We start from the raw sequence: 23,909 nt of genomic DNA on the forward strand, positions 1-23,909 counted from the left end.
TCGACTCTGACGTAGAGTGGGCCGGTGCTCGCCCGCCAGCGCCAGGAGCTGATCCTCGACGAGGTCCGCAGCACCGGCGGCGCGCGCGTGTCCGACCTGGTGGAGCGCCTCGGCGTGTCCGACATGACCGTGCGCCGCGACATCGAGACCCTCGCCGCCCGCGGCCTCGTCACGCGCGTGCACGGCGGGGCGACGGCGGTGGGGTCGAGCGTGGAGGAGCCCGGGTTCGCGGCCAAGTCGGCGCTGCGCACGGCGGCGAAGCAGGCGATCGCGACGGCCGCGGCGCGGCTGATCGAGCCGGGGGCGTCCGTGGCCCTGTCGGCGGGCACGACCACGCACGCGGTCGCCTCGGCGCTGCTCGGGGTGGCGGGGCTGACCGTCGTCACCAACTCGGTGCGCGTCGCCGAGGTGCTGTGGGCCGGCGACACGACGGTCGTGCTGACCGGCGGCGAGCGCACCCCGTCCGACGCGCTCGTCGGCCCCGTCGCGACGGCCGCGCTGGCGGACCTGCACGTCGACTGGCTGGTCATGGGCGTGCACGGCATGGACGCCGAGGCCGGGTTCACCACACCGAACCTGGCCGAGGCGCAGGCGAACCGCGCGCTCGTCGCGAGCGCGCGCCGGGTGGCCGTGGTGGCCGACAACTCGAAGTGGGGAGTGGTGGGGTTGAGCACGATCGCGGCGCTGCACGAGGTCGACGTGGTGGTCAGCGACGACGGGCTCGATCCCGCCGCGCGCACCGTCCTCGACGAGCGGTGCGGACGGCTGGTGCTGGCGTGATCCGCACCGACGCCCCCATGGCCGACGGCCGCACCCTGCGCTACTACGACGAGTCCCCCGGGCGCGTGCCGCCGCCGGACACCCGCGACCTGCCCGTCGTCGAGCACGGCTCGGTGATGCGCTACGACGTGCTCACCGGCGAGTGGGTCACGATCGCCGCGCACCGCATGAACCGCACGTTCATGCCGCCCGCCGACCTGTGCCCGCTGTGCCCGACCAGGCCGGGCGGCGAGGCGTCGGAGGTGCCGTCGGACCACTACGACGTCGTCGTGTTCGACAACCGCTTCCCGTCGTTCGGCCCGGGCAGCGGGCCGGTGCCCACCGAGGTCGACGGCGACCCGCTGTGGCCCCAGCGCCCGGCCACCGGCACCTGCGAGGTCGTCTGCTTCACCTCCGACCACAGCGCGGCGTTCTCCGAGCTGCCCGTCGGGCGGGTGCGGACGGTGATCGAGGCGTGGGCCGACCGGACGACGGAGCTGTCCGGGCGCGAGGGCGTCGAGCAGGTGTTCCTGTTCGAGAACCGCGGCGTCGAGATCGGGGTGTCGCTGCAGCACCCGCACGGCCAGGTCTTCGGCTACCCCTACGTCACCCCGCGCACCGCGCAGCTGCTGACGCGCTCGGCGGCGCACCGCCAGCGCACCGGCCGCGACCTGTTCGACGACGTGCTCTCCAGCGAGCGCAGGGCAGGCACCCGCGTGGTGATCGACGCCGAGCACTGGACGGCGTACGTGCCCGCCGCGGCCCGCTGGCCCGTCGAGGCCCATCTCGTGCCGCACCGCGCCGTGCCCGACATGGCCGCCCTCACCGACGACGAGCGCGCCGAGCTGGCCGTCGTGTACCGCGACCTGCTCGGCCGCGTCGAGCGCTACTTCGGTCCCGAGTCCACCGACCCGCCCTACATCGCGGCCTGGCACCAGGCCCCCGTCCACACCGGGCGCGACCTCACCCGCGTGCACCTGCAGCTGTTCTCGCTGCGCCGCGCACCGGGCAAGCTCAAGTACCTGGCCGGGTCGGAGTCGGGCATGGCGGCCTGGCTCAACGACGCCTCGCCGGAGAGGATCGCCGCCCGGCTGCGGGAGGTCGGCCCGTGACGTGGTCGGCGCCCGGGCGCGTCAACCTCATCGGGGAGCACGTCGACTACGCCCAGGGGCTGTGCCTGCCGTTCGCGCTGGCCGAGCGGACGGTCGTGGAGGCCTCGGTGCGCCCCGACGGGCGGTTCGTCGCCCGCAGCGACGCCGAGCGCGGCGCCACCGACCTCCCCCTCGACGACGTCGGCCCGGGCTCCCCCGCAGGCTGGGCCGGGTACGCGGCCGGGGTGCTGTGGGCCCTGCGGGAGGCCGGGCACGGCGTCGGCGGGATGGACCTGACGGTCACCGCGACCGTGCCGCTGGGGGCCGGGCTGTCGTCGTCGGCGGCGCTGGAGTGCGCGGTCGCGGTGGCCGCCGACGACCTGTTCGGCCTCGGCCTGGACCGCACCGACCTGGCCCGGGCGTGCGTGCGCGCGGAGAACGAGGTCGTCGGGGCGGCGACCGGCGGCATGGACCAGGCCGCGTCCCTGCTCTGCACGGCCGGGCACGCGCTGCTGCTCGACACCCGCGACGGCGCGGCGCGGCAGGTCCCCTTCGCCCCCGCCGACGACGGGCTCGCCGTCCTGGTGATCGACACCCGGGTCCGGCACCACCTCGCCGACGGGCGGTACGGGGCGCGGCGCTCGGCCGTGGAGGAGGCCGCGGCCGCGCTGGGGCTGCCGAGCCTGCGCGACGCGGCACCCGACGACCTCCGCGGGCTCGACGCGGACCTCCTGGCGCGCGCCCGGCACGTCGTCACCGAGATCGCGCGGGTCCGCGAGGTCGTGGACCTGCTCGACGACGGGCGGCTGCGCGACGTCGGCCCGCTCCTCGACGCCTCGCACGCCTCGCTGGCCGGCGACTACGAGGTGTCCTGCGCGGAGCTGGACCTCGCCGTCGAGGTGGCCCGGGCGGCGGGGGCGCTGGGGGCGCGGATGACCGGCGGCGGGTTCGGCGGGTCGGCGATCGCGCTGGTGCCGCTGACGAGCGTCGACGCGGTGACCGACGCCGTGCGGACCGCGTTCGCCCGCGCCGGACTCGCGACACCGGACGTGCGGGCGGCCGAGCCGAGCGCGGGGGCGCACCGCGACGCGTGAGCGGAACGCCACGGCTGTCCGATCACCCCCGGAGGACCGTGGTGTTCCGCTCACGCGCGGTCCCTACGCTGGCGGCATGACCCACCGCGCCCCGGGGACGCGCGAGCCCGTCACCGCCGGCGACCTCGCCGCCGCCGTCGCCGGGTCCGTCGACGCGCTGCGGGCGGGGCTCGACGCCGACTGGTCGGTCCGCGCCGGCGGGCTGGAGTGGTCGTGCCGGGACACCGCCGAGCACCTGGCCGACGACCTGTTCTGCTACGCCGCCCAGCTCGGCTCCGGCATCACCGACCACCCGCTCCCCCTGGCGGTCGCGGCCACCCGTCCCGGCGGCTCGGTCGGGAGCATCCGGGCCGCACCGGACGCCGGGCCGGAGGGGCTCCTCGAGATCGTGGCCGCGTGCGGGGCGCTGCTCGTCGCCGTCGTCTCCACCGCCCGGCCCGGGCAGCGCGGGTTCCACGTGTTCGGAGCGGCCGACGCGGTGGCGTCGGCGGCGATGGGGATCCTGGAGACGGTCGTGCACACCCACGACCTCGCGCAGGGCCTCGGGCTCGCCTACCGCCCGGACCCGGACGTCTGCGCCCGCGTGCTCGCCCGGCTGATGCCCGCCGTCGACCCCGGCGACGACCCGTGGGAGGCCCTGCTGCGCGCCACCGGCCGCCGCGGCGACGTCGGTCGCTGGCGCTGGTGGAACGAGGTCAGTTGAGGACGTCCCCCGCGTGCTCCACCGCCGTCCGGATCTGGAACGACGGCCGCAGCATCATCGTCACCTCGGTGCGCTCCAGCGCGTCGGCGAGGCGGTGGGCGTCGGCCGCGCTCAGCCGCCACGGCAGCAGCACCCGCCGGTAGAGCAGGGTCGGCGGGCCCGCGTCGAGGGTGACCAGCACCTCCAGCTCGCCGATGTCGCCGTCGCGGGCCAGGTGGGTGCGCGCCGACATCGCGCTGCACGCCGCGAGGGCGCCCGTCATGAGCTCGAGCGGGCTGGGGCCGGCGTCGCCGTGGTCGACGACGACCGTGTGCGCCCCGAGCCCCAGCGCGACCGGGCCGGTCGGGGCGATCCGCGCCTCGGCCGCGGCCAGCGGCATCTGCATCGTCACGCGGGGACCTCCGTGAGCGGCAGCCGCACCTGGAACCGGGTGTCGCCGGGCACGGAGTGCACCGCGATGTCGCCGTGGTGGCGCGAGACGACCACCCGGTAGCTGACGTCGAGACCGAGCCCCGTGCCCTTGCCGACGCCCTTCGTCGTGAAGAACGGCTCGAAGATCCGCTGCCGGACCTCCGGCGGGATGCCCGGACCGGTGTCGGCGATCTCGACGAGCACCCGGTCGTCGTCGAGCGCGGTGCGGACGGTGAGCGTGCCCGAGCCGTCCATCGCGTCGATCGCGTTGTCGATGATGTTGGTCCACACCTGGTTGAGCTCGGCGGAGTAGACCGGGACGGCCGGCAGCGTCCGGTCGTAGTCCTTGACGATCTCCACGCCCCCCTCGTCACCCAGCTTGCGGCCGAACATCACCAGCGTGGCGTCGAGGCCCTCGTGGATGTCGACGAAGCGGTGCGGCGCCCGGTCCATCTGCGAGTACTGCTTCGCCGCCAGCACCAGGTCGGAGATCCGGGAGGTGGCGTCGGTGATCTCCCGGAGCAGGCTCTCGGTCTCCACCGTGTAGGCCAGCCAGCGGATCGCGCCCTCCAGCACAGCCGGGTCGGACGCGGTGCGCACGGCCTCCAGGTCGTCGACCTCCAGCCCGCCCGCGACGAACACCGGCGCGAGGTCCCAGCCGCCGCTGATGCCGGCGTCGTCGAGCCAGTCGCCGAGCTCGTCCTCGCGGTCGGAGGTCTCGATCGGGGAGAGCGACGGGGCGTGGCGCACCTTCTTGACGAACTCGTCCTGCGCGAGCACCAGCTTGTGCAGCTGCGGCCCGGCGATGCGGCCGTCGGCGATCATCGCCAGCTTGTTGCGCATCCCGGTGACCTTGTCGCGCAGCGCGTCGGCCGCCCGGCCCGCCGCCGCGGCGGGGTTGTTCAGCTCGTGCGTCAGCCCCGCGGAGAGCTTGCCCAGCGCCAGGAGGCGCTCGCGCTCCGCGGTGATCTGCCCGCCCTTGCGCAGGCCGAGGATCATGCCCTCCAGCAGGTGGACGGCCATCGGGAACCACTGCTGGAACACCTGCGCGAACTCCGCGGCGGGCAGGGCGAGCACGCAGCAGTCGGTGACCGCCCGCACCGAGGCCGGGTAGGTCCGGGCGCTCTCGTCGTCGAGGTAGAACTGCACCGCCCCGAAGTAGACGCCGCGGTGGTCGGTGCGGGTGGTCTCCACCGGGTCGCCGCCGATGACCCGGCTCATCGCGATCGTGCCGGAGAGCAGCACGTAGAAGCAGCTCGCCGGATCGCCCTCCGTGACGACGGCGCCGCCCGCGGCCACCTCGACCTCGTCGGCGTGCTCGGCGATCCACGCCATCTGCTCGTCGCCGAGCGCCTCGAACAGGAACAGGCTGCGCAGATCGACCTGCGTGCTCACTGCTCCGCCAGGTAGCGGTGCACCAGCGTCACCGCCATCGCACCCTCGCCGACCGCCGACGCCACCCGCTTGACCGACTCCGACCGCACGTCGCCCGCCACGAACACCCCGGGGACGCTCGACTCCAGGTGGTACGGGTCGCGGTCGAGGGTCCAGCCGGGCGGCGGGGAGCCGCCGCTGAGCAGGTCCGGGCCGGTCGGGACGAAGCCCCGTGCGTCGCGGACGACCACGCCGTCGAGCCACTCGGTGCGCGGCGCGGCCCCGATGAACACGAACATCGCCCCCGCCCCGACGGTCTCCTTCTCCCCCGAGTTCCGGTCCGACAGCACCAGCCGCTCGAGGTGCCCGTCGCCGCACGCCTCGGCGACCTCGGTACCGGTGCGGACGTGCACGTTCTCGATCGCGTCGAGCTGCTTGATCAGGTAGTGCGACATCGACGCCTCCAGGTTCGGCCCGCGCACCAGCACCGTGACCGTCGCCGCGTGCTTGGAGAAGAACACCGCGGCCTGTCCCGCCGAGTTGGCGCCGCCGACGATGTAGACGTCCTCGCCCGCGCAGGCCGGGGCCTCGGTGGCCGCGGAGCCGTAGAACACGCCGCGCCCGGTGAGCTCGGCGACGCCCGGCGCGTCGAGGCTGCGGTAGGCGACCCCGGTGGCGAGCACGACGGCGTGCGCCGCGATCTCGGTGCCGTCGCCGAACCGGACCACCCGCGCCGAGCCCCGCGCCTCCAGCGCGACGACGTCGCGGGCGGTCAGCACCTCGGCGCCGAACTTGGCGGCCTGGCGCCGCGCGCGGTCGGTGAGCTGGGCGCCGGACACGCCGTCGGGGAAGCCCAGGTAGTTCTCGATCCGCGAGCTCTGGCCGGCCTGCCCGCCGGTGGCCTGACGCTCGACGAGCACCGTGCGCAGCCCCTCCGACGCCCCGTAGACCGCGGACCCGAGCCCCGCCGGTCCCCCGCCGATCACGATGAGGTCGTAGAAGTCGGCGACCGGGTCGACGGTGAGCCCGCACGCGGCCGCGATCTCCGCGTCGCTCGGGGCGCGCAGCGCCGTGCCGTCGGTGGTGATGACGACCGGCAGGTCGTCGGTGGAGGCGCCCGCGGCGTCGAGCAGCCGGGCCCCCTCGCCCTCGTCGCAGGAGTACCAGCGGTAGGGCACGGAGTTGCGGGCCAGGAAGTCGCGCGCGGCGAACGACTCCGCGGACCACCGGTGGCCCACCACCCGGATCTCGTCGACGGGCCTCTGGCCCACCGCGCGCCAGGTCTCCACCAGCGCGTCGACGACGGGGTAGAGCTTCTCCTCGGGCGGGTCCCACGGCTTGAGCAGGTAGTGGTCGACGTCGACGACGTTGATCGCCTGGATCGCGGCGTCGGTGTCGGCGTAGGCGGTGAGCAGGGCGCGGCGGGCGTGCGGGACGACGTCCATCGCCTGCTCGAGGAACTCGATGCCGTTCATCCCGGGCATCCGGTAGTCGGCGAGGATCGCGGCCACCGGCTCGCCGCGCAGCGTAAGCTCGCGCAGGGCCTCCAGCGCGTCGGCGCCGGACTCGGCGCGGACGATCCGGTGGTCCTGCCCGTAGCGGCGCCGCAGGTCGCGGGCCACCGAGCGGCTGACGCCGGGGTCGTCGTCGACCGTGAGGATGACGGGCTTGCTGACGGCGGGTTGGGTCAACGGATCTCCCTGGTGCGGCGACGGTGCGCGCGCGACACTGCACGGCCGCCACCGAAACTAACCCTCCCGGCGCGGCTGTGCGAGCACCTTCACGCCGTGCGGGCGACCGCGAAGATCCGGCGGAACGGGAACCAGGTGCTGCCGTCGGGCCGGGCGGGGTAGGCGGCGCGCAGGCGCGGGGCCAGCTCGGCGCGGAAGGCGGCGTAGTCGGCGGGCTCCAGCGCGTCGCGGACCGGGCGCAGGGCGGTGCCGCTGATCCACTGCAGCACCGGGTCCTCGCCGGTGAGGCGCTGCAGGTAGGTGGTCTCCCAGGCGTCGACCGCGGCGCCGGAGAGCAGGTCGGCGTAGCCGGCGGGGTCGAGGACCGCGGTGCCGTCGCGCAGGTCGGTGGTGCCCGCCCAGCGCGGCTCGGTCAGCAGCTCCCGGACCAGTGCGTGCGACGGGGCCTCGAGGTTGCCGGGGACCTGCATCGCGAACCACGCCCCGGACGGCAGCGCCGCGAGCCAGCCCGGCAGCAGCGCGACGTGCTCGGGCACCCACTGCAGCACCGCGTTGTTGACGACGACGTCGGTGTCGGGGGCGGGCGTCCAGTCGCGGACGTCGAGCTGCTCGGCGTCGACGTCGCGCGCACGCGCGGCGTCGACCATCTCCGCCGAGGAGTCGAACGCGCCGACCGCCGCACCGGGCCAGCGGGCGGCGAGCACCGCAGTGAGGTGGCCGGGGCCGCAGCCCATGTCGACGACCCGGCGCGGCGCGACCGCTCCGATGCGCGCGAGCAGGTCGTGGAACGGGCGGGACCGGTGGTCGTCGAAGTCCAGGTAGAGCGCCGGGTCCCAGGAGGTGGAGGTCACGACCCCAGGCCCAGCGCCGCGGCCGCGTCGGCCGCGACCTGGCGGGCGGCGGCGGGGTCGGTGCCCGGGTCGGGGCGGACCTGCAGCACCGTCCCGTCGCGGCCGGGGACCTTGCGCTGCACGAACCACGCCCCGCCGCCGGGCAGGTCGCGGTGGTGGCGGCTGCGGATCGAGCCGGTGACGCGCTCGTGCACGATCTCCGGCACCCGCCCCGGGTCGGCCAGGCGCAGCCGGCGCACCGGCCGGTCGACGAGCAGCACCGCCCCTCCGGCCCGCTCCTCCTCCGCCTCGACGAGCTCGATCGCGCCGTTGCCCCAGGCCGCCCGGCTCACCAGGTGCCAGCCGACGCGGCGGACGTCGCCGTCGTCGGCGGGGATCCACAGCCCCCAGGACGTGACGACCAGGTGCCCGCCCCCCGTGAGCACGGCGACGGCGAGCACCCGCTCGTCGGCCTCCAGCGTCGCCGGGAACCCCTCGGGCAGCTCGTCGCGACCCAGCACCCGGCGGATCGCCTGCAGCGGGCTCAGCCTCGCGGGCCTCATCGGCGTCCACCCCTCGTGCGCGGAAACGGCTGCCCCGGCGCGCTCTTCCGCGCACGGGTGGTCATCGGGACGCCTGCTCACGCAGCGCGATCCGGTACTGCTCCAGCGGCACCAGGTCGCCGAAGAGCTGGTGGTAGGCGTCGGCGTCCTCCAGCGGGTTGGTGCGCTGCAGCCGACCCTTCAGCTCGGCCACCTGGGCCTCGACCAGCGCCAGCTTCACCCCGGCCACCACGCTCCCCACGTACCGCGCCTCCTCCATCCCGCGCCGCGGCATCTGCAGCGGCTCGACGGCCAGCTCGTGCACCAGCGGCCGCACCTCCGGCACGCACTCCACGCTGACGGCCTCCAGCCACGTCGGGCCCTCCAGCCCGGCGCAGACGCCGCCCGCGGCCTGCACCGCGCGGTGCACCCCGGCCAGCGCCGGGTGGCTGAACACCTGCTCGGGCAGCTCGTCGTAGGCGGGGCCGGCGATCGCGGGCAGCTGCAGGGCGGCCTTGAGCGCCTCGCGCTGCAGGTGCAGGCGGGGGTCGTTGCGCGGCGGCGGGGCCGGGACCTCCCGGCGCCCGCGCACCTTGTCCGGCGGCACGCCGGCCTCCTCGCGCACCCGCCGCACGACGGCGAACTCGTCGGGCCAGCCGGTCCAGCCGGCGAGGCGGCGCGCGTACTCGTCGCGGAGGTCCTCGCGCTTGATCCGCGCGACCAGCGGCACCGCGCGGCGCAGGGCCGCGGTCTGGCCCTCGGCGGTCTCCAGGTCGTGCTCGCGCAGCATCGAGCGGATGACGAACTCGTAGAGCGGTTCGCGCCGCGCCACGAGGTCGCGGACCGCGGTGTCGCCGTGGGTCTGGCGCAGCTCGCACGGGTCCTGGCCGTCGGGGGCGATCGTGACATAGGTCTGGCCGGTGTAGCTCTGCTCCCCCTCGAACGCCTTGAGCGCGGCGGCCTGCCCGGCCGCGTCGCCGTCGAAGGTGTAGATCACCTCGCCCAGGTCGAACGAGTCGTCGCCGATCAGCCGGCGGATCACCGCGATGTGCTCGGTGCCGAACGCGGTGCCGCAGGACGCCACCGCGGTGGTGACGCCGGCGAGGTGCATCGCCATGACGTCGGTGTAGCCCTCCACCACCACCACCTGGCGGCGCTTGGCGATCTCGCGCTTGGCCAGGTCGAGGCCGAACAGCACGTTGGTCTTCTTGTAGACCGGCGAGTCGGAGGTGTTGAGGTACTTGGCGTCGATGCCGTCGTCGTCGAAGATCCGCCGCGCCCCGAACCCGACGACCTCGCCCCCGAGGTCGCGGATCGGCCACAGCAGCCGGCGGTGGAACCGGTCGATCGGCCCGCGGCGGCCCTCCTTGGACAGCCCGGCCTTGACCAGCTCGTCGACGGAGAACCCGGCGGCGAGCAGGTGCTTGGTGAGGGTGTCCCAGCCGGCGGGGGCCCAGCCGCAGCCGAACGTGGCCGCGGCCGCCGCGTCGAACCCGCGGGAGGTGAGGAACTCGACGCCCTTCGCGGCCTCGGGCGTCTGCAGCTGCGCGGCGTAGAACTCCGCGGCCCGCTTGTTGGCCTCCAGCAGCCGCGACCGGGTGCCCTTGTCGCGCTGCACCGACGCCCCGCCGCCGGTGTAGGTGAGCCGGAACCCGATGCGGTCGGCGAGGCGCTCCACGGCCTCCGCGAACCCGACGACCTCGATCTTCATCACGAAGTCGAAGACGCTGCCGCCCTCGCCGCAGCCGAAGCAGTGGAACGTGCCGTGCGTGGGACGGACGTTGAAGCTCGGCGACTTCTCGTCGTGGAAGGGACACAGGCCCTTGAGCGACCCTGCGCCCGCGCGCCGCAGGGCCACGTAGTCGCCGATCACCTCGTCGATGCGGGTGCGGTCGCGGACCTCGGTGATGTCCGAATCCCTGATGCGTCCCGCCACGGGGCCGAGTCTAGGCGCGTTCGGTGAAGGTCAGCTCCAGGGCGTCCAGCACGGGGCGGTAGCCGATCCGGGGGTAGATCGCGTTGCTGACCGGGTTGGCCAGGTCGGTGAACAGCACCACCTCGCGGGCCCCCGCGTCCTGCGCCCACGCCGTGGCCGCGGCCGTGACGGCCGAGCCGTAGCCGTGCCCGCGGTGCTCCGGTGGGGTGTAGACGGGCCCGACCCGCGACATCGGACCGACCGGTCGGCGCGCGGCGGCGTAGGCGACGGGGCGGCCGTCGACCTCCCACAGCAGGTGCCCCCCGCCCCGCTCCATCGACTCGACGACGCCCGGCCGCGCGTCGGCCGGCGGGCCGAGCGACCGGATCGCCTCCGCCCCGAACGCCGCCTGCCACCGCGCCACGAGGTCGACGTCGGCCGGCCCCGCGACGCGCGCGCACCCCGGCACCCGCGGCGGCGGCGTGAGCGCGACCAGCCGGAACAGCCGCATCCGCATCGCGACCTCGCTGCCCCGGCCGGTCCGGGCGGTGTACGCGGCCGCGAACGCCTCCGCCTGCGGCACCTCCCCGTTGACGGCGGGCAGGTCGGTGCCTGCCCGCTCCGCCACCGCGGCGGCGAGCCCCGGGGGCAGCGCGGAGGCCACCGCGGGCCGCCGGACCTCCTGCAGCAGCGCGCCGACCGTCTCCCCGGCCCGGGCGACCGTCACCAGCAGGGCGGCGCGGTCGGGCCGGTCGCGGAGCCGGTCCAGCACGGTGTGGGCGAGCGTGTGCCGGACCGGGTCGGCGGCGTAGAGCGGACCGGCCGCGGCGTCGAACGCCGCGACCGACTCGTGGACGGTGACCCGCATGCCCCCATCGTCGCACCGGGGGCGAGCGGGTTCCGTCAGAGAACCGGCAGGTAGGTGGCCAGTTCGTAGGGGGTGACGTTGCGCCGGTAGGCGTCCCACTCGGCGCGCTTGTTGCGCAGGAAGAAGTCGAACACGTGCTCGCCGAGGATCTCGGCCACCAGCTCCGAGCCCTCCATCGCGTGCAGCGCCTCGGTGAGGTTCTGCGGCAGCGGCTCGTAGCCCAGTGCGCGGCGCTCGGTGTCGGTGAGCGACCACACGTCGTCCTCGGTGGCCGGGCCCAGCTCGTAGCCCTTCGCGACGCCCTGCAGGCCGGCGCCGAGGATCACCGCGAACGCCAGGTAGGGGTTGCACGCGGTGTCGAGCGTGCGGATCTCCACCCGGCGCGTCGAGGACTTGCCCGGCGAGTACATCGGCACGCGCGCGAGCGCGGAGCGGTTGGCGTGTCCCCAGGACACCGCCGTCGGGGCCTCGCCGCCGGTGATCAGGCGCTTGTAGGAGTTGACCCACTGGTTGGTGACGGCGCTGATCTCCCGCGCGTGGCGCAGCACGCCCGCCACGAACGCCTTGCCCGTCTCGGACAGCTCGTAGGGGTCGTTCGGGTCGTGGAAGGCGTTGCGGTCGCCCTCGAACAGCGAGAAGTGCGTGTGCATCGCCGAGCCGGGGTGCTGGGAGAACGGCTTGGGCATGAACGACGCGCGCACGCCCTGGGTGATCGCCACCTCCTTCACCACGTACCGGAAGGTCATGATGTTGTCGGCCATGGTCAGGGCGTCGGCGTAGCGCAGGTCGATCTCCTGCTGGCCCGGCCCGCCCTCGTGGTGGCTGAACTCCACCGAGATCCCCATCGACTCCAGGGTCTCCACCGCGTTGCGCCGGAAGTGCGGGGCGACGTCGTGGCTGGCCTGGTCGAAGTAGCCGCCGGAGTCGGCGGGCACCGGCGGGGTGCCGTCGGCGGTGAGCTCGCGGAGCAGGTAGAACTCGATCTCGGGGTGGACGTAGCAGGTGAACCCGGCCTCGGCGGCCTTGCTCAGCGCGCGGCGCAGGACGTGGCGGGGGTCGGCCCAGGACGGCGAGCCGTCGGGCATGGCGATGTCGCAGAACATGCGGGCGGAGTAGTGCTCGCCGGACGCGGTCTCCCACGGCAGCACCTGGAACGTCGACGGGTCGGGGCGGGCGACCATGTCGGACTCGTAGACGCGGGCGAAGCCCTCGATCGCCGATCCGTCGAACCCGATGCCCTCGGCGAAGGCCCCCTCCAGCTCGGCGGGCGCGACGGCCACCGACTTGAGGTAACCGAGCACGTCGGTGAACCAGAGCCGCACGAAGCGGATGTCGCGTTCCTCGAGCGTGCGGAGCACGAACTCCTGCTGGCGATCCATGGGCCGGAGAGTAGGAACGCCGCGTTACGAACGTGTTTCGTGCCTGGTCACTGTGGTGTCGGCGACGTCATCAGATCGTGCAGGAGGCCCCGTCGGCCGGGATCTCCAGATCCACGAGGTACCGCGTGACGGCGTCGTCGACGCACGGCACGCCGGTCAGCGCGACGGTGTGCTGGTTGCCCTCGACCGACAGCAGCGCGGCGCCGAGCTGGTCGGCGAGGCGCACCCCGGCCTCGTACGGCGTGGCCGGGTCGCCGGTCACCGAGATCACCAGCACCGGCGGGAGCCCGTCGACGACGGGCAGCGCGGGCTCGGTGGTCGGCGGCACCGGCCAGAACGCGCACGGCGGGCGGGCCGCGCTCGGGCCGCGGCCGTCGTCGCGGAACGGGGCGACCTCGCGGTACCGGGTGTCGATCTCCAGGTACACCGCGGGGTCGGTGATGCGCCGGTCGTCGACGCAGGCGATCACCGGGAACGCCTCGAGGTCGTTGTCGTAGGTGCCGTCCTCGGCGCGGCCCTCGTAGCTGTCGGCGAGCAGCGCGAGGACGCGGCCGCTGCCGGCCGTCAGCTCGGTGAGCCCGAGCCGCAGGACCTCCCAGAGCTGGTCGCTGTAGAGGGCCTGGACGACGCCGGTCATGGCGTCGGCGTAGCCGAGCTGCCGCCCGTCGCCGACGGCCGCCGGGGTGTCGTAGAGCGGCAGGACCAGCGCCCGGAACGCGTCGACGGCGGCCGCGGGGTCCGTCCCGAGCGCGCAGTCCGGCCGGGTGGCGCAGTCGGCCGCGAACGCGTCGAAGGCCAGCTGGAACCCGGCCGCCTGGTCCACCGAGCTCTCCACCGGGTCCTGCGCGGGGTCGACCGCCCCGTCGAGGACGAGCGCCCGCACGTTCGCCGGGAACGCCTCGGCGTACTTCGCCCCGATGAACGTGCCGTAGGAGTAGCCGAGGAAGGTCAGCTGCCGGTCGCCGAGGGCGTCGCGCAGGATGTCGAGGTCGCGGACGACCTCGCGGGTGCCGACGTTGGCCAGCACGTCGAGCCCGACGCGCTCGACGCAGCGGTCGACGAACTCCTGCGAGTCGGCCTCCACCAGCGCGACGCCGGCGGGCGAGCCGTCGGCGTCGATGTCGGCGCGCTCCTCGTCGCGCTCGGTGTCGGTCTCGCAGTCGATCGCGGGCTCGCTGGCCCCGACCCCACGCGGGTCGAAGCCGATGAGGTCGAACCGCTCGGCGAGCGGCGTGCCCGCGATCCCGGCGGCGATCGACGGCCCGAAGCTCATCCCGGACGCGCCGGGCCCGCCCGGGTTGAGCAGCAGCGACCCGATCCGGTCCCCGGTGGCGCGCTTGCGCAGCATCGCGATCTCGGCGGTGTCGCCGTCGGGCCGCGCGTAGTCCAGCGGCACCGTGACAGTGGCGCAGTCCAGGGCGGGGTCGGCGTAGGAGTCGCGGTCGTCGGCGGTCACCGCGAACGGCGCGCACGGCCCCCAGCTCGGCTCCTGGCCGTAGAACGACTCCAGGCCGGCCGGCGCGGGTGACCCCGCGGCGGTACCGGTGCCCGCGACCGTGGTGGTGCACCCGGCCACCAGCGCCAGCGCGAGCGCGGCGGCGGGGGCGGCGACACGTCGGACGTCCATCGTCCCGAGCATGCCAGCCGACCGGCGGCCCCCGTCCGGCGGATCACCCGGCCGGTGTGAACTCCGTCGCTCGCCGGTGCCGCCGGCCCCGCGGGCTGTCACGCTCTCCCTCGTCACCACCTGACAACCCGGGGACCCCGACGGGCCTCGAGGGAGGACGGACAACGATGTCTGACAACGCCGAGGTGCAGGCGCCCTACCGCGCCCCCGCCGCCCCCAAGCGCACCCGCGTGCACCACCTGCGGGAGATGAAGGACCGCGGCGAGCGCTGGCCGATGCTCACCGCCTACGACGTCTACTCCGCGGAGATCTTCGACGAGGCCGGCATCCCGGTCCTGCTCGTCGGCGACTCCGCCGGCAACAACGTCTACGGCTACGACAACACCATCCCCGTGACCGTCGACGAGCTGATGCCGCTGGTCAAGGCCGTCGTCCGCGGGGCGAAGAGCGCGCTCGTCGTCGCCGACCTGCCCTTCGGCAGCTACCAGGTCAGCCCCGAACAGGCGCTGACCACCGCCTTCCGGTTCATGAAGGAGGGCGGCGCGCACGCCGTCAAGCTCGAGGGCGGGGCCCGCTACGCCCCGCAGGTCGAGGCGCTGACCGGGGCCGGGATCCCGGTGATGGCCCACCTCGGGTTCACGCCGCAGAGCGAGCACGCCCTCGGCGGGTTCCGCATCCAGGGCCGCGGCGACCACGGCGAGCGGCTCATCGAGGACGCGCTGGCCATGCAGGCCGCCGGGGCGTTCGGGGTCGTGCTGGAGATGGTGCCCGCCGACGTCGCGAAGCGCGTCACCGGCGAGCTCGCCATCCCCACGATCGGCATCGGCGCGGGCCCCGACTGCGACGCGCAGGTGCTCGTCTGGTCGGACATGGCCGGCATGAACCGCGGCCGCAAGCCGCGCTTCGTGCGGCAGTACGCCGACGTCGGCTCGATCCTGGTCGACGCGGCGCGGCGGTTCGGCGACGAGGTGCGCGGCGGGGAGTACCCCGACGCGGAGCACTCGTACTCCTGACGTCCCGAGACCTCCCGCAGGGGCGCGCGTCGACGCGCGCCCCTGCGGAGAGCCCTACCGCGACGCGCGCTTGGCCGCGCGGCGCAGCTGCAGGATCCGCAGCCCACCGGGGATCGCGACGAGCAGCAGCCCCGCGATCGCGGCCAGCAGCAGGGCCACCCCGGTCGGCAGCGACCCGGTGAAGCCCAGGAAGTTGATCTCCACCGGCACGTTGTTCTGCAGGATGAACACCAGCAGGAAGATGCCGACGATCGCCGAGAGGATCAGCCCGGTCCACAGCCCGCCGCTGCGGGTGTGCCCGATGACGGGGTCGGGACGCGGGGGCGTCGTGGGGACGGGGGCCGTGTCCGGGTCCGAGGGGACCGCGACGGTCCGCCCCTCGGGGTCCGTGGCCGGGCCGACCGGGCGCATGCCCGGGTTGGTGGCCGGGTCGGCGTGCGGGTCGTGCGGACCGACACTGCCGTAGCTGGGCCCCCCAGATCGCGTCGCCCGGGTCGGGTCCTCGCTCATGCCGCCACCATCCTGTTCGTCTCACCGGTTGCGCGGCGAAGTATCCCGCAACCGGCCGTGTGAGGCAGAGCACGGTCGGTTAACGTCCGACCATGGACTACGCCGCCGCGCTGGACACCTTCTTCACCGCCCCGCCGGACACCACCGGCCCGGCCGGCGGACCGTCCCCGACCCCCGCACGCGCCCTGCGCGACGCCCTCGAACCGGTCGCGATGCACGCCGTCTGGTCCGCCCCGGTCAACCGGGCGCTCGCCGAGCGCGGCCACGACTTCCTCACCGGCTACGTGACCGGCCGCGCCGCGCCGCTGGGCGAGGTGCCGTCGTCGGTCGTGGCGGCCACGTTCGCGGTGTTCGAACCCGGCCTCGTCGACGCGCTGTGGACCGCGGGCCGCGCGCTGGTCCCGCTGCCCGAGCTCATCGCGCTGCGCGACGCCGCCACCGCCGCGAGCCTGCGCGCCGTGCTCGGCGACGCCGCGGAGCCCGAGGCGGCACGGGTCGCCGGGATCCTGGAGGACGCCGTCGCGGGACTCGACGGCACCGGCCGCGTCCTGTTCGCCGCGCTGCGCGCCCAGCCCCGCCTCGACGACGCCTTCGGCCGCCTGTGGCGCGCCGCCGACCTCGTGCGCGAGCACCGCGGTGACGGCCACGTCGCCGCGTCCGTCGCCGCCGGGCTCGACCCGGTGCGGATGGGGGTGCTCATGGAGGTCTGGCTGGGCTACCCGGTCGGCGAGTACTCCGGCACCCGGGCCTGGCCCGAGGAGACCGCCGCGGCCGCCGTCGCGCGGCTGGAGGCCGACGGCCTGCTCGCCGACGGCGCACTCACCGAGCGGGGCCGCGCCGTCCGCGACGGGATCGAGGACGCCACCGACACCTCCCAGTACGCGCTGGTCGCGGCGCTGGGCGACGACCTCGGCCCGGTCACCGCGGCGCTCGCGGGCTGGTCGGAGCAGTGCGTGGCGGCGGGCGCGTTCCCGCCGGACCCGCGCAAGCGCGCGGCGGGCTGAGCCCCGCCGGGCCCCTAGCGGGCGCCGCGGCGCATCGACTGGTGCGCGACGCCGTCCCAGTCGAAGGGCTCGCCGACGGCCTCGAACCCGAGCCTGCGGTAGAAGTCGGCGAGGTGCGACTGCGCGTCGAGGACGCAGGGGCGGTCGCCGATCTCGCCGAGCACGGCCTCCATCAGCCGCCGGCCCAGACCGTGCCCGCGCGCCGAGGCGGCGGTGCACAGCCGCCCGATCCGGTGCTCGCCGGTGGGCTCCTTGAGCAGCCGCAGCGTGCCCAGGATCGGCTCGGGGCGGCCCTCGCCGCCGAGCCAGTAGTGCCGGGCGCGGTCCTCGAGGTCCCGGCCGTCGAGCTCGGGGTAGGCGCAGTGCTGCTCGACGACGAACACGTCCACGCGCAGCCGCAGCAGCTCGTAGAACGTGCGCGGGTCCAGGTCGGCCGCCCAGGCCCGGTGCACCGTGGCCGCGAACACGTCGTTGCTCATGCGCCATCAGTACCAGACACCGGCCGCTCCACCCGGTCGAGGAGCCGCTGCAGTGCCGCGTCGAACGCGTCGGGGGCCTCCAGGTTGGGCAGGTGCGCCACCCCGTCGACGACGGTGAGCTCGGCGTCGGGCAGCGCGTCGGCCGTCCGGCGGGCCTCCTCGACGGAGGTGAAGCCGTCGCGCGTCCCGACCACGACGGCCGCGGGCACCGCCACGTCGTGCAGCGGGTAGGCGGGCCGGTCGGCGCGGCCGCGCTGAGCGGCGGCCGCACCGTGCGGGTCCGCGGCCCGCATCATCGCCTCGACGTGCGCGGCCGCGGGCGAGCCGGGGACGACCATCCGGTCCAGCACCTCGTCCGTGTAGGGCCCCGTCCCCTCGCGCTCGAGCCGCTCGGCCGCGGCGAGGCGCACCGCGCGGTCGGGCTCGGCCGCCGGGGTCGTCGCCGCCAGGAGCAGCCCGGCCACGCGCCGCGGGGCGATCCGGTGCAGCTCCATCGCCACCTGCCCGCCCATCGACAGGCCGACGACCACCGCGCGCGGCACCGCTCGGCCGTCGAGCAGCGCCACGAGGTCCTCGGCCAGTGCCCGCCACGACGGCGTCGCGCCGCCGGTGGCGCCGTAGCCGCGCAGGTCGGGGGCGAGCACGCGGCGCCGCGGGCCGAAGCGCGCGAGCTGGGGCCGCCACATCGAGCGGTCGAAGGGATGCCCGTGCACCAGCAGCAGCGGTACGGGCCCGATGTCGTCGACGGCGATCACGGTCCGAGTCTGCGCGGTACATTCACCGCATTCAAGACGGACAATGTTCTCGGAGCAATCGTGGACGACTACCGCACGCTGGCCGACGCCCTCGCCGCCGACGTCGACGCCGGACGCCTGCGCCCCGGCGAGCGGCTGCCGACCCAGCGCCGGTTCGCGCGCGACCGCGGGATCGCCGTGTCCACCGCGTCGCGGGTCTACGCGGAGCTGGTGCGGCGCGGGATCGCGGTCGGCGAGGTCGGGCGCGGCACGTTCGTGCGGGCCCGGGACCCCGGCCCCGACCTGCCCGACCCCGCCGACGGGCGCGTGGACCTGGAGCTCAACTTCCCCGTCGTCGACGGCCAGGCCGAGATCCTCGCGCGCGCCGTCGGCCCGCTGCTGCGCGCCGACGCGCTCGCCGCCGCGCTCGCGCCGGTCGGCGTCATGGGCACCCCGGCGGCCCGCGCGGCCGCCGCCGCCACGTTCGCGCGCCCGGGCTGGGCCCCCGACCCGGACGCGATCCGGTTCGCGGGCAACGGGCGCCAGGCCGTCGCCGCCGCCGTCGCCGCGCTCGTCGGCGTCGGGGGGCGGCTCGGCGTCGAGTTGCTCACCTACCCGGTCGTGCGCGGGATCGCCGCGCGGCTGGGCGTGCGGCTCGTCCCGCTGCCCGTCGACGACCACGGCCTCGTCCCCGACGGCGTGCGCGACGCCGGCCCGCTCGACGCCGTCTACGTCCAGCCGACGCTGCACAACCCGCTCGGGGTGACCATGCCGCCCCGGCGCCGCGCGGAGCTGGCCGCGGTGCTGCGCGAGCGCGACCTGCCGTGCGTCGAGGACACGGTCTACGCGTTCCTGCGCGACGGTCCCCCGCCGCTGGTCACGTGGGCCCCGGAGCGGACGCTCGTCGTCGACGGGCTGTCCAAGCGCCTCGCGCCGGGCCTCAGCGTCGGGATCGTGGTGCCCCCGCCCGCCTGGGCCGAGCGGGTGTCCGCGGCGCTGCGCTCGGGCGGCTGGACCGCCACCGGCTTCGCGCTCGACGCCACCGCCCGGGCCATGGCGTCGGGGGCGGTCGCCGAGATCGAGGCCGCGAAGCGCGTCGACGCCGCCGCCCGCCAGGCCCTGGTGCGGGAGCGGATCGCGGTGCGCGCCGACCCGGCGGCGTACCACTGCTGGTGGGAGCTGCCGGCGCCGTGGCGGGCGGAGACGTTCGTGGCCGCGGCGGCCCGGCTCGGCATCGCGGTCACCCCGGCCGCGGCGTTCGCCGTGGGTCCCGCGCACGCGCCCGACGCGGTGCGCCTGGCGCTGGCCGCTCCCCCGCTGCCGGTGCTCGCCCGGGCGCTGGACCGGCTCGCCGCGCTGGCCCGCGGCGCACCGGGGGACGACGGGATCGAGTAGCCGCGAGGTCGGGGCCCGTACGGGGTGGTGACGGTTCGCGGACGGGTCCGACGAGGACCACCGACCCCGGTTAACCTCGCCGGGTGCGCCACCACGATCTCGCCGTCATCGGCACCGGCTCGGGCAACTCCATCGTCGACCCCCGCTTCGACCACCTCGACGTGGCGATCGTCGAGCACGGGGTGTTCGGCGGCACGTGCCTGAACGTCGGCTGCATCCCGACGAAGATGTACGTCTACCCCGCCGACGTCGCCCGGCTCATCCGGAAGTCGTCGACGTACGGGATCGACGCCTCCGTCGACAAGGTGCGCTGGACCGACATCCGCGACCGCGTGTTCGGCCGCATCGACCCGATCTCGGCGGGCGGGCGCGAGTACCGGGTCGACCGCTGCCCCAACGTCACCGTCTACGAGGGGCACGCCCGGTTCACCGGCCCGCGCGAGATCTCCGTCGACGGCGGGGAGCCGTTCAGCGCCGACCGGATCGTCATCGCCGCGGGGGGCCGCCCCGCGATCCCGCAGCCGATCACCGACTCCGGCATCCCGTACGAGACGTCCGACACGATCATGCGGATCGACACGCTGCCCGAGCACCTGCTCGTCGTCGGCGCGGGCTACATCGGCGCCGAGTTCGCGCACGTGTTCTCCGCGCTCGGCTCGCGGGTCACGATCATCGGACGCGGCCGGCAGCTGCTGCGCTCGCAGGACGAGACGGTGGCCGAGCGGTTCACCGACGCCGTCCGCGACCGCTGGGACGTCCGTCTCGGGCAGTCGATCACCACCGCCCGGCACGGCGCCGACGGCATCGAGCTCACCTTCCAGGACGGCTCGTCGGTCCGCGGCGACCTCGTGCTCGTCGCGACCGGGCGCAAGCCGAACTCCGACCGCCTCGACCTGGACAGGGCCGGGATCGCGGTGCACGTGGACGGCCGGATCGCCGTCGACGAGCACCAGCGCACGAGCGTCGACGGGGTGTTCGCCCTCGGCGACATCAGCTCGCCGTACCAGCTCAAGCACGTGGCCAACCACGAGGCGAAGGTCGTGGCGCACAACCTCGCCCACCCCGACGACCTGCGCGCCACCAACCACCACGCGGTGCCCGCCGCGGTGTTCACCGACCCGCAGATCGCGGCCGTCGGACGCACCGAGGCGCAGTGCCGCGCGGAGGGGCTCGACGTCGCGGTGAAGATCCAGGCCTACGGCGACGTCGCCTACGGCTGGGCGATGGAGGACACCACCGGGTTCTGCAAGATCATCGCCGAGCGCGGGACCGGGCGCATCCTCGGGGCGCACGTCATGGGACCGCAGGCGAGCACGGTCATCCAGCCGCTGGTCCAGGCCATGGCGTTCGGTCTCGGCGCCCGCGAGATGGCCGAGGGGCAGTACTGGATCCACCCCGCGCTGCCGGAAGTGGTCGAGAACGCACTGCTCGGGCTCGATCTGTAGGGGCTCGGGCGTCGAATGCTGGATACTGGGGTGGCCAGTGAGGCCACCCTTCCTCCGTCGACACCCGAGGTGCCGCCCATGTCCGTAGCCGAGAGCCCCACCCGGCCGTCCGGTCCGAAGCCGATCCTCGACGGGCAGCGCGGGGTCGCGTCGACCGTCGCCGTCTACATCTTCGTGATCACCCCGCTCCTCGCGCTGCTGGCCGCCGTGCCGATCGCCTGGGGCTGGGGCCTGAGCTGGGTCGACATCGCGATCGCGCTGCCGTTCTACGTCGTCAGCGGCCTCGGCATCACCGTCGGCTTCCACCGCTACTTCACCCACGGCTCCTTCAAGGCCAACCGGGTGCTGCGCGTCGCGCTGGCGATCTCGGGCAGCCTGGCGCTGCAGGGGCCCGTCATCGACTGGGTGGCCGACCACCGCCGCCACCACGCGTTCTCCGACAAGGAGGGCGACCCGCACTCCCCGTGGCTGTTCGGCACCGGACCGCGCGCGCTGGCCAAGGGCTTCTACCACTCGCACATGGGCTGGCTGTTCGGCCGCGACCAGACCAACGAGGAGCGCTTCACCCCCGACCTGCTCGCCGACCGCGACATCGTGCGGGTCGACCGGCTGTTCGTCCTGTGGGCCACGCTCTCGCTCGTCCTGCCGGGCGTCATCGGCGGGCTGGTCACGCTGTCCTGGGCCGGCGCGCTCACCGCGTTCTTCTGGGGCGGGCTCGTGCGCGTCGCGCTGCTGCACCACGTCACCTGGTCGATCAACTCGATCTGCCACATGATCGGCGAGCAGCCCTTCGCCTCGCGCGACCACTCCCGCAACGTGTGGCCGCTCGCCGTCCTGAGCTTCGGCGAGTCGTGGCACAACCTGCACCACGCCGACCCCACCTGCGCCCGGCACGGCGTGCAGCGCGGCCAGGTCGACATCTCCGCCCGCGTCATCCGGATCTTCGAGAAGCTCGGCTGGGCCCACTCGGTCCGCTGGCCCACCACGAAGCGCCTGGAGAAGCTGGCCCGCGCCTAGATCACCAGCAGCGCGGCGCGCGCCCCGAACACCAGCAGCGCGGACCCGGCCCCCACGCCGGCCACCGGCCCGCGAGACGCGCGCATCTCACCGATGATCGCCAGAAGTGGTCGGCTGGTGTCACCGGTGACACCAGCCGACCACTTCCGCCGATCATGCCGCCGCTAGGAGCGAGTCCGCGATCTCCCGCACGCAGGCGGCGGGCCTGCCGTCGAGGTCGTGCCATGTGTAGCGGAGCAGGTCCCAGCCGCTGCGGTGCAGGGCGTTGCCCTTGCGCCGGTCGTTGCGGAACCTCTCGACGTCGACGTGCCACGCCCACCCGTCGACCTCGATCGCCAGCTTCGCCCGCGGGAACGCGACGTCGATCCGCCACGGCCCGAACGGGTGCCCGAGCACCCAGCCGGTGATCCCCGCGTCGCGCAGCAGGGTGACGAGCAGGCGCTCCGCCGCCGAGTCGGCCCGGTCGGCGGCCGCGGCGATCAACCGACCGGCCGCACCCGACCCGCGGCGGCCGAGGTTGCGGCAGTAGGCGCGGTAGAGCGTCGGGAAGCGGACGTGGCGCTGCAGCGCCCGGTCGAGGAAGGCCGATCCCCCGGGCAGGACGAGAGCCGTCTCCAGCGCTGTCAGCGGTGGGGCCGTCAGGACGAGGTGACGGTCCTCGACGCGGTCGACGGGTGACAGGTCACGCCGCACGACCGACCCGCCCGGACCGGGCCGCAGGTGTCGACGTCGCGGCACCGTCAGCTCGACGACGGCCGGGGCCCGGTCGAGCATCCCGTACCAGTACGCCGCAGCGGGCCCGCTCACCATCGCCGGCGCGCCACCGGCCCCGAGCCATGCGGCCCGGATGCGCACCTCGTCGGTGTACCGGTGGCCGCCGACCAGGTAGACGCCGGGCTGCAGCAGCTCCCACGCACCGGAGCGCACCCGCCGGTGCACCGAGCTCGCCGACATCCCGGCGGCCACGGCCTGCCGCAGCGTGACCACACCGGCCTGCCGGGCGAGCAGCGGTGCGAGCAGGGCTTCGGAGGACACCGGGTGAGCATGGCGCGCAGGCCGCCCGGCCCGTGGCCGAACGGGACGCCCCGTCGTCGACGATCGTCAGGAGTGGTCAGCGGGTGTCACCAGCGGCACCGGCGGACCACTCCTGGCGATCATGGTCGCGGGGCGCGGGCCATCACGATGCGGTCGGGCGCTCCTCGGCCGGGGTCGGGTCCACGGCGGGCGGGCCGGAGGGGAGCTCGGCGCGGGCCGTGGCCGGGTCGTAGGGCACGGCCGGGGGCGTCTCGCCGCGGATCCCCGCCACCAGCGCGGTGACGTCGGCCATGATCGCGCCGGTGGCGCCGTCGAGGGCGGTGCGGGTGCGGGGGCCGCCGAGCCACTGCGACAGGTCGACGGGCGGGCCCGCCACCACGGTGACGCGCCGGCGCGGGAAGAACAGCCGCGGCGTCGACGTGCCGGGGGGCAGGACGTCCTGGGTGCCCCAGTTCGCGACGGGGATGACGGGCGCCCCGGTGACCAGCGCGATGCGGCCGATGCCGTTCTTGGCCTTCATCGGCCAGCCCGCGGGGTCGGCGGTGTAGGTGGCCTCCGGGTAGAACGCCACGACCTCCCCGCGCTGGACCGCCTTGATCGCCTCGCGGTAGGCGTCGCCGGCGCGCGCGGACGAGCGGTAGACGGGGATGTGGCCGCCCTTGCCCAGCACCGAGCGCACGACCGGCACGTCCCACAGCTCCGACTTGGCCAGGAACCGCGGCATCCGCCCGTGCGAGACGGTGAACGCGACGTCGAAGATCGGGTCGGCGAACGAGACGTGGTTGAGCGCGAGGAGCGCGCCGCCGGTGCGCGGGATGTGCTCCCCGCCGCTCCAGCCGATCCGGGTGCCGAACATCGTGAACGGCCACAGCAGCCAGATCGCGAAACCGAACCAGAAACCGGAGGTGTCCCACCGCCGCGTGACGGTGAGGCGCAGCTTCTGCCAGGTCGTGAGCGGCCTCATGCGTCCATTGTGTCGCACGGGTCCGGTGT

General features: G+C 75.0%; 23 protein-coding genes. 9 read left to right on the top strand and 14 right to left on the bottom strand.

Features of this window, described 5'->3' with window-relative positions; genetic code table 11:
• Positions 1-24: 24 nt before the first annotated feature.
• From H6H00_RS30725 to H6H00_RS30740, 4 genes are all read left to right on the top strand, one after another.
• Positions 25-780: a DeoR/GlpR family DNA-binding transcription regulator gene (locus tag H6H00_RS30725; protein WP_185719107.1), complete on the top strand. Its 756-nt coding sequence runs from the start codon at positions 25-27 to the stop codon at positions 778-780.
• Positions 777-1,871 carry a galactose-1-phosphate uridylyltransferase gene (gene galT, locus H6H00_RS30730; RefSeq protein ID WP_379540030.1) on the top strand — a complete coding sequence of 365 codons (1,095 nt, stop codon included), beginning with the start codon at positions 777-779 and terminating at the stop codon, positions 1,869-1,871. The genes H6H00_RS30725 and galT overlap by 4 nt, the downstream gene beginning before the upstream one ends.
• Positions 1,868-2,944: a galactokinase gene (gene galK / locus H6H00_RS30735; protein ID WP_255425461.1), complete on the top strand. Its 1,077-nt coding sequence runs from the start codon at positions 1,868-1,870 to the stop codon at positions 2,942-2,944. The genes galT and galK overlap by 4 nt, the downstream gene beginning before the upstream one ends.
• A 76-nt stretch (positions 2,945-3,020) precedes the next feature.
• Positions 3,021-3,647, top strand: coding sequence for a maleylpyruvate isomerase N-terminal domain-containing protein (locus H6H00_RS30740; RefSeq protein WP_185719108.1), 627 nt, complete (start codon positions 3,021-3,023; stop codon positions 3,645-3,647).
• Here the strand turns inward: H6H00_RS30740 and H6H00_RS30745 are convergent.
• The 9 genes from H6H00_RS30745 to H6H00_RS30785 all read right to left on the bottom strand — a co-directional run bounded on the left by H6H00_RS30745 (position 3,640) and on the right by H6H00_RS30785 (position 14,284).
• The gene (locus H6H00_RS30745) at positions 3,640-4,032 is read right to left on the bottom strand and encodes an OsmC family protein (protein WP_255425899.1); all 393 of its coding nucleotides are present in this window, start codon (positions 4,030-4,032) and stop codon (positions 3,640-3,642) included. The two genes, H6H00_RS30740 and H6H00_RS30745, sit on opposite strands and share 8 nt — an antisense overlap.
• A gap of 2 nt (positions 4,033-4,034) precedes the next feature.
• Positions 4,035-5,393 (bottom strand): ATP-binding protein, encoded by a 1,359-nt coding sequence (locus tag H6H00_RS30750; protein WP_185722896.1) that lies wholly within the window; start codon positions 5,391-5,393, stop codon positions 4,035-4,037.
• A 56-nt stretch (positions 5,394-5,449) separates the two neighbouring features.
• Complete coding sequence (locus tag H6H00_RS30755; protein WP_185719110.1) at positions 5,450-7,123, bottom strand: NAD(P)/FAD-dependent oxidoreductase; 1,674 nt, start codon at positions 7,121-7,123, stop codon at positions 5,450-5,452.
• 89 nt (positions 7,124-7,212) lie between these two features.
• A complete protein-coding gene (locus tag H6H00_RS30760) occupies positions 7,213-7,974 on the bottom strand; it encodes a trans-aconitate 2-methyltransferase (RefSeq protein WP_185719111.1) in 762 nt (253 codons plus the stop codon).
• Positions 7,971-8,516 (bottom strand): hypothetical protein, encoded by a 546-nt coding sequence (locus H6H00_RS30765; protein WP_185719112.1) that lies wholly within the window; start codon positions 8,514-8,516, stop codon positions 7,971-7,973. The genes H6H00_RS30760 and H6H00_RS30765 overlap by 4 nt, the downstream gene beginning before the upstream one ends.
• A gap of 61 nt (positions 8,517-8,577) precedes the next feature.
• A complete protein-coding gene (gene dnaG, locus H6H00_RS30770) occupies positions 8,578-10,431 on the bottom strand; it encodes a DNA primase (protein WP_185719113.1) in 1,854 nt (617 codons plus the stop codon).
• Positions 10,432-10,441: 10 nt separating this feature from the next.
• Positions 10,442-11,278, bottom strand: coding sequence for a GNAT family N-acetyltransferase (locus H6H00_RS30775; RefSeq protein WP_185719114.1), 837 nt, complete (start codon positions 11,276-11,278; stop codon positions 10,442-10,444).
• A gap of 35 nt (positions 11,279-11,313) precedes the next feature.
• Positions 11,314-12,657, bottom strand: coding sequence for a type I glutamate--ammonia ligase (glnA, locus tag H6H00_RS30780; RefSeq protein WP_185719115.1), 1,344 nt, complete (start codon positions 12,655-12,657; stop codon positions 11,314-11,316).
• 70 nt (positions 12,658-12,727) lie between these two features.
• Entirely contained in the window at positions 12,728-14,284 is a 1,557-nt protein-coding gene (locus H6H00_RS30785) for an alpha/beta hydrolase (protein ID WP_185719116.1), read from the bottom strand.
• A gap of 95 nt (positions 14,285-14,379) precedes the next feature.
• On the opposite strand from H6H00_RS30785, the gene panB reads away from it, so the two are divergent.
• Complete coding sequence (panB, locus tag H6H00_RS30790) at positions 14,380-15,297, top strand: 3-methyl-2-oxobutanoate hydroxymethyltransferase (protein WP_379540035.1); 918 nt, start codon at positions 14,380-14,382, stop codon at positions 15,295-15,297.
• A 54-nt stretch (positions 15,298-15,351) separates the two neighbouring features.
• Here panB and H6H00_RS30795 read toward each other — a convergent pair whose 3' ends face one another.
• Positions 15,352-15,807: a LapA family protein gene (locus H6H00_RS30795; protein ID WP_255425462.1), complete on the bottom strand. Its 456-nt coding sequence runs from the start codon at positions 15,805-15,807 to the stop codon at positions 15,352-15,354.
• Between the two features lie 92 nt (positions 15,808-15,899).
• On the opposite strand from H6H00_RS30795, the gene H6H00_RS30800 reads away from it, so the two are divergent.
• Positions 15,900-16,811 carry an SCO6745 family protein gene (locus H6H00_RS30800; protein WP_185719118.1) on the top strand — a complete coding sequence of 304 codons (912 nt, stop codon included), beginning with the start codon at positions 15,900-15,902 and terminating at the stop codon, positions 16,809-16,811.
• A gap of 14 nt (positions 16,812-16,825) precedes the next feature.
• Here H6H00_RS30800 and H6H00_RS30805 read toward each other — a convergent pair whose 3' ends face one another.
• Positions 16,826-17,290: a GNAT family N-acetyltransferase gene (locus H6H00_RS30805; RefSeq protein ID WP_185719119.1), complete on the bottom strand. Its 465-nt coding sequence runs from the start codon at positions 17,288-17,290 to the stop codon at positions 16,826-16,828.
• Positions 17,287-18,045 (bottom strand): alpha/beta fold hydrolase, encoded by a 759-nt coding sequence (locus tag H6H00_RS30810; RefSeq protein ID WP_255425463.1) that lies wholly within the window; start codon positions 18,043-18,045, stop codon positions 17,287-17,289. The genes H6H00_RS30805 and H6H00_RS30810 overlap by 4 nt, the downstream gene beginning before the upstream one ends.
• Before the next feature lie 60 nt (positions 18,046-18,105).
• Here H6H00_RS30810 and H6H00_RS30815 point away from each other — a divergent pair, with 60 nt between their 5' ends.
• From H6H00_RS30815 to H6H00_RS30825, 3 genes are all read left to right on the top strand, one after another.
• Positions 18,106-19,419, top strand: coding sequence for an aminotransferase-like domain-containing protein (locus H6H00_RS30815; RefSeq protein ID WP_255425464.1), 1,314 nt, complete (start codon positions 18,106-18,108; stop codon positions 19,417-19,419).
• 83 nt (positions 19,420-19,502) lie between these two features.
• Positions 19,503-20,864 carry a mycothione reductase gene (locus H6H00_RS30820; RefSeq protein ID WP_185719121.1) on the top strand — a complete coding sequence of 454 codons (1,362 nt, stop codon included), beginning with the start codon at positions 19,503-19,505 and terminating at the stop codon, positions 20,862-20,864.
• A gap of 78 nt (positions 20,865-20,942) precedes the next feature.
• Positions 20,943-21,881 (top strand): acyl-CoA desaturase, encoded by a 939-nt coding sequence (locus tag H6H00_RS30825; protein ID WP_185719122.1) that lies wholly within the window; start codon positions 20,943-20,945, stop codon positions 21,879-21,881.
• 153 nt (positions 21,882-22,034) lie between these two features.
• Here the strand turns inward: H6H00_RS30825 and H6H00_RS30830 are convergent, their stop codons facing one another.
• Together H6H00_RS30830 and H6H00_RS30835 are read right to left on the bottom strand one after the other, a co-directional pair.
• On the bottom strand, positions 22,035-22,916 hold the full coding sequence (locus H6H00_RS30830; protein WP_221775727.1) for a type IV toxin-antitoxin system AbiEi family antitoxin domain-containing protein: 882 nt from the start codon (positions 22,914-22,916) through the stop codon (positions 22,035-22,037).
• A gap of 142 nt (positions 22,917-23,058) precedes the next feature.
• A complete protein-coding gene (locus H6H00_RS30835; protein WP_185719123.1) occupies positions 23,059-23,880 on the bottom strand; it encodes a lysophospholipid acyltransferase family protein in 822 nt (273 codons plus the stop codon).
• Between the last annotated feature and the right edge of the window lie 29 nt (positions 23,881-23,909).

Source organism: Pseudonocardia petroleophila (genome assembly GCF_014235185.1).
Classification (GTDB): domain Bacteria; phylum Actinomycetota; class Actinomycetes; order Mycobacteriales; family Pseudonocardiaceae; genus Pseudonocardia; species Pseudonocardia petroleophila.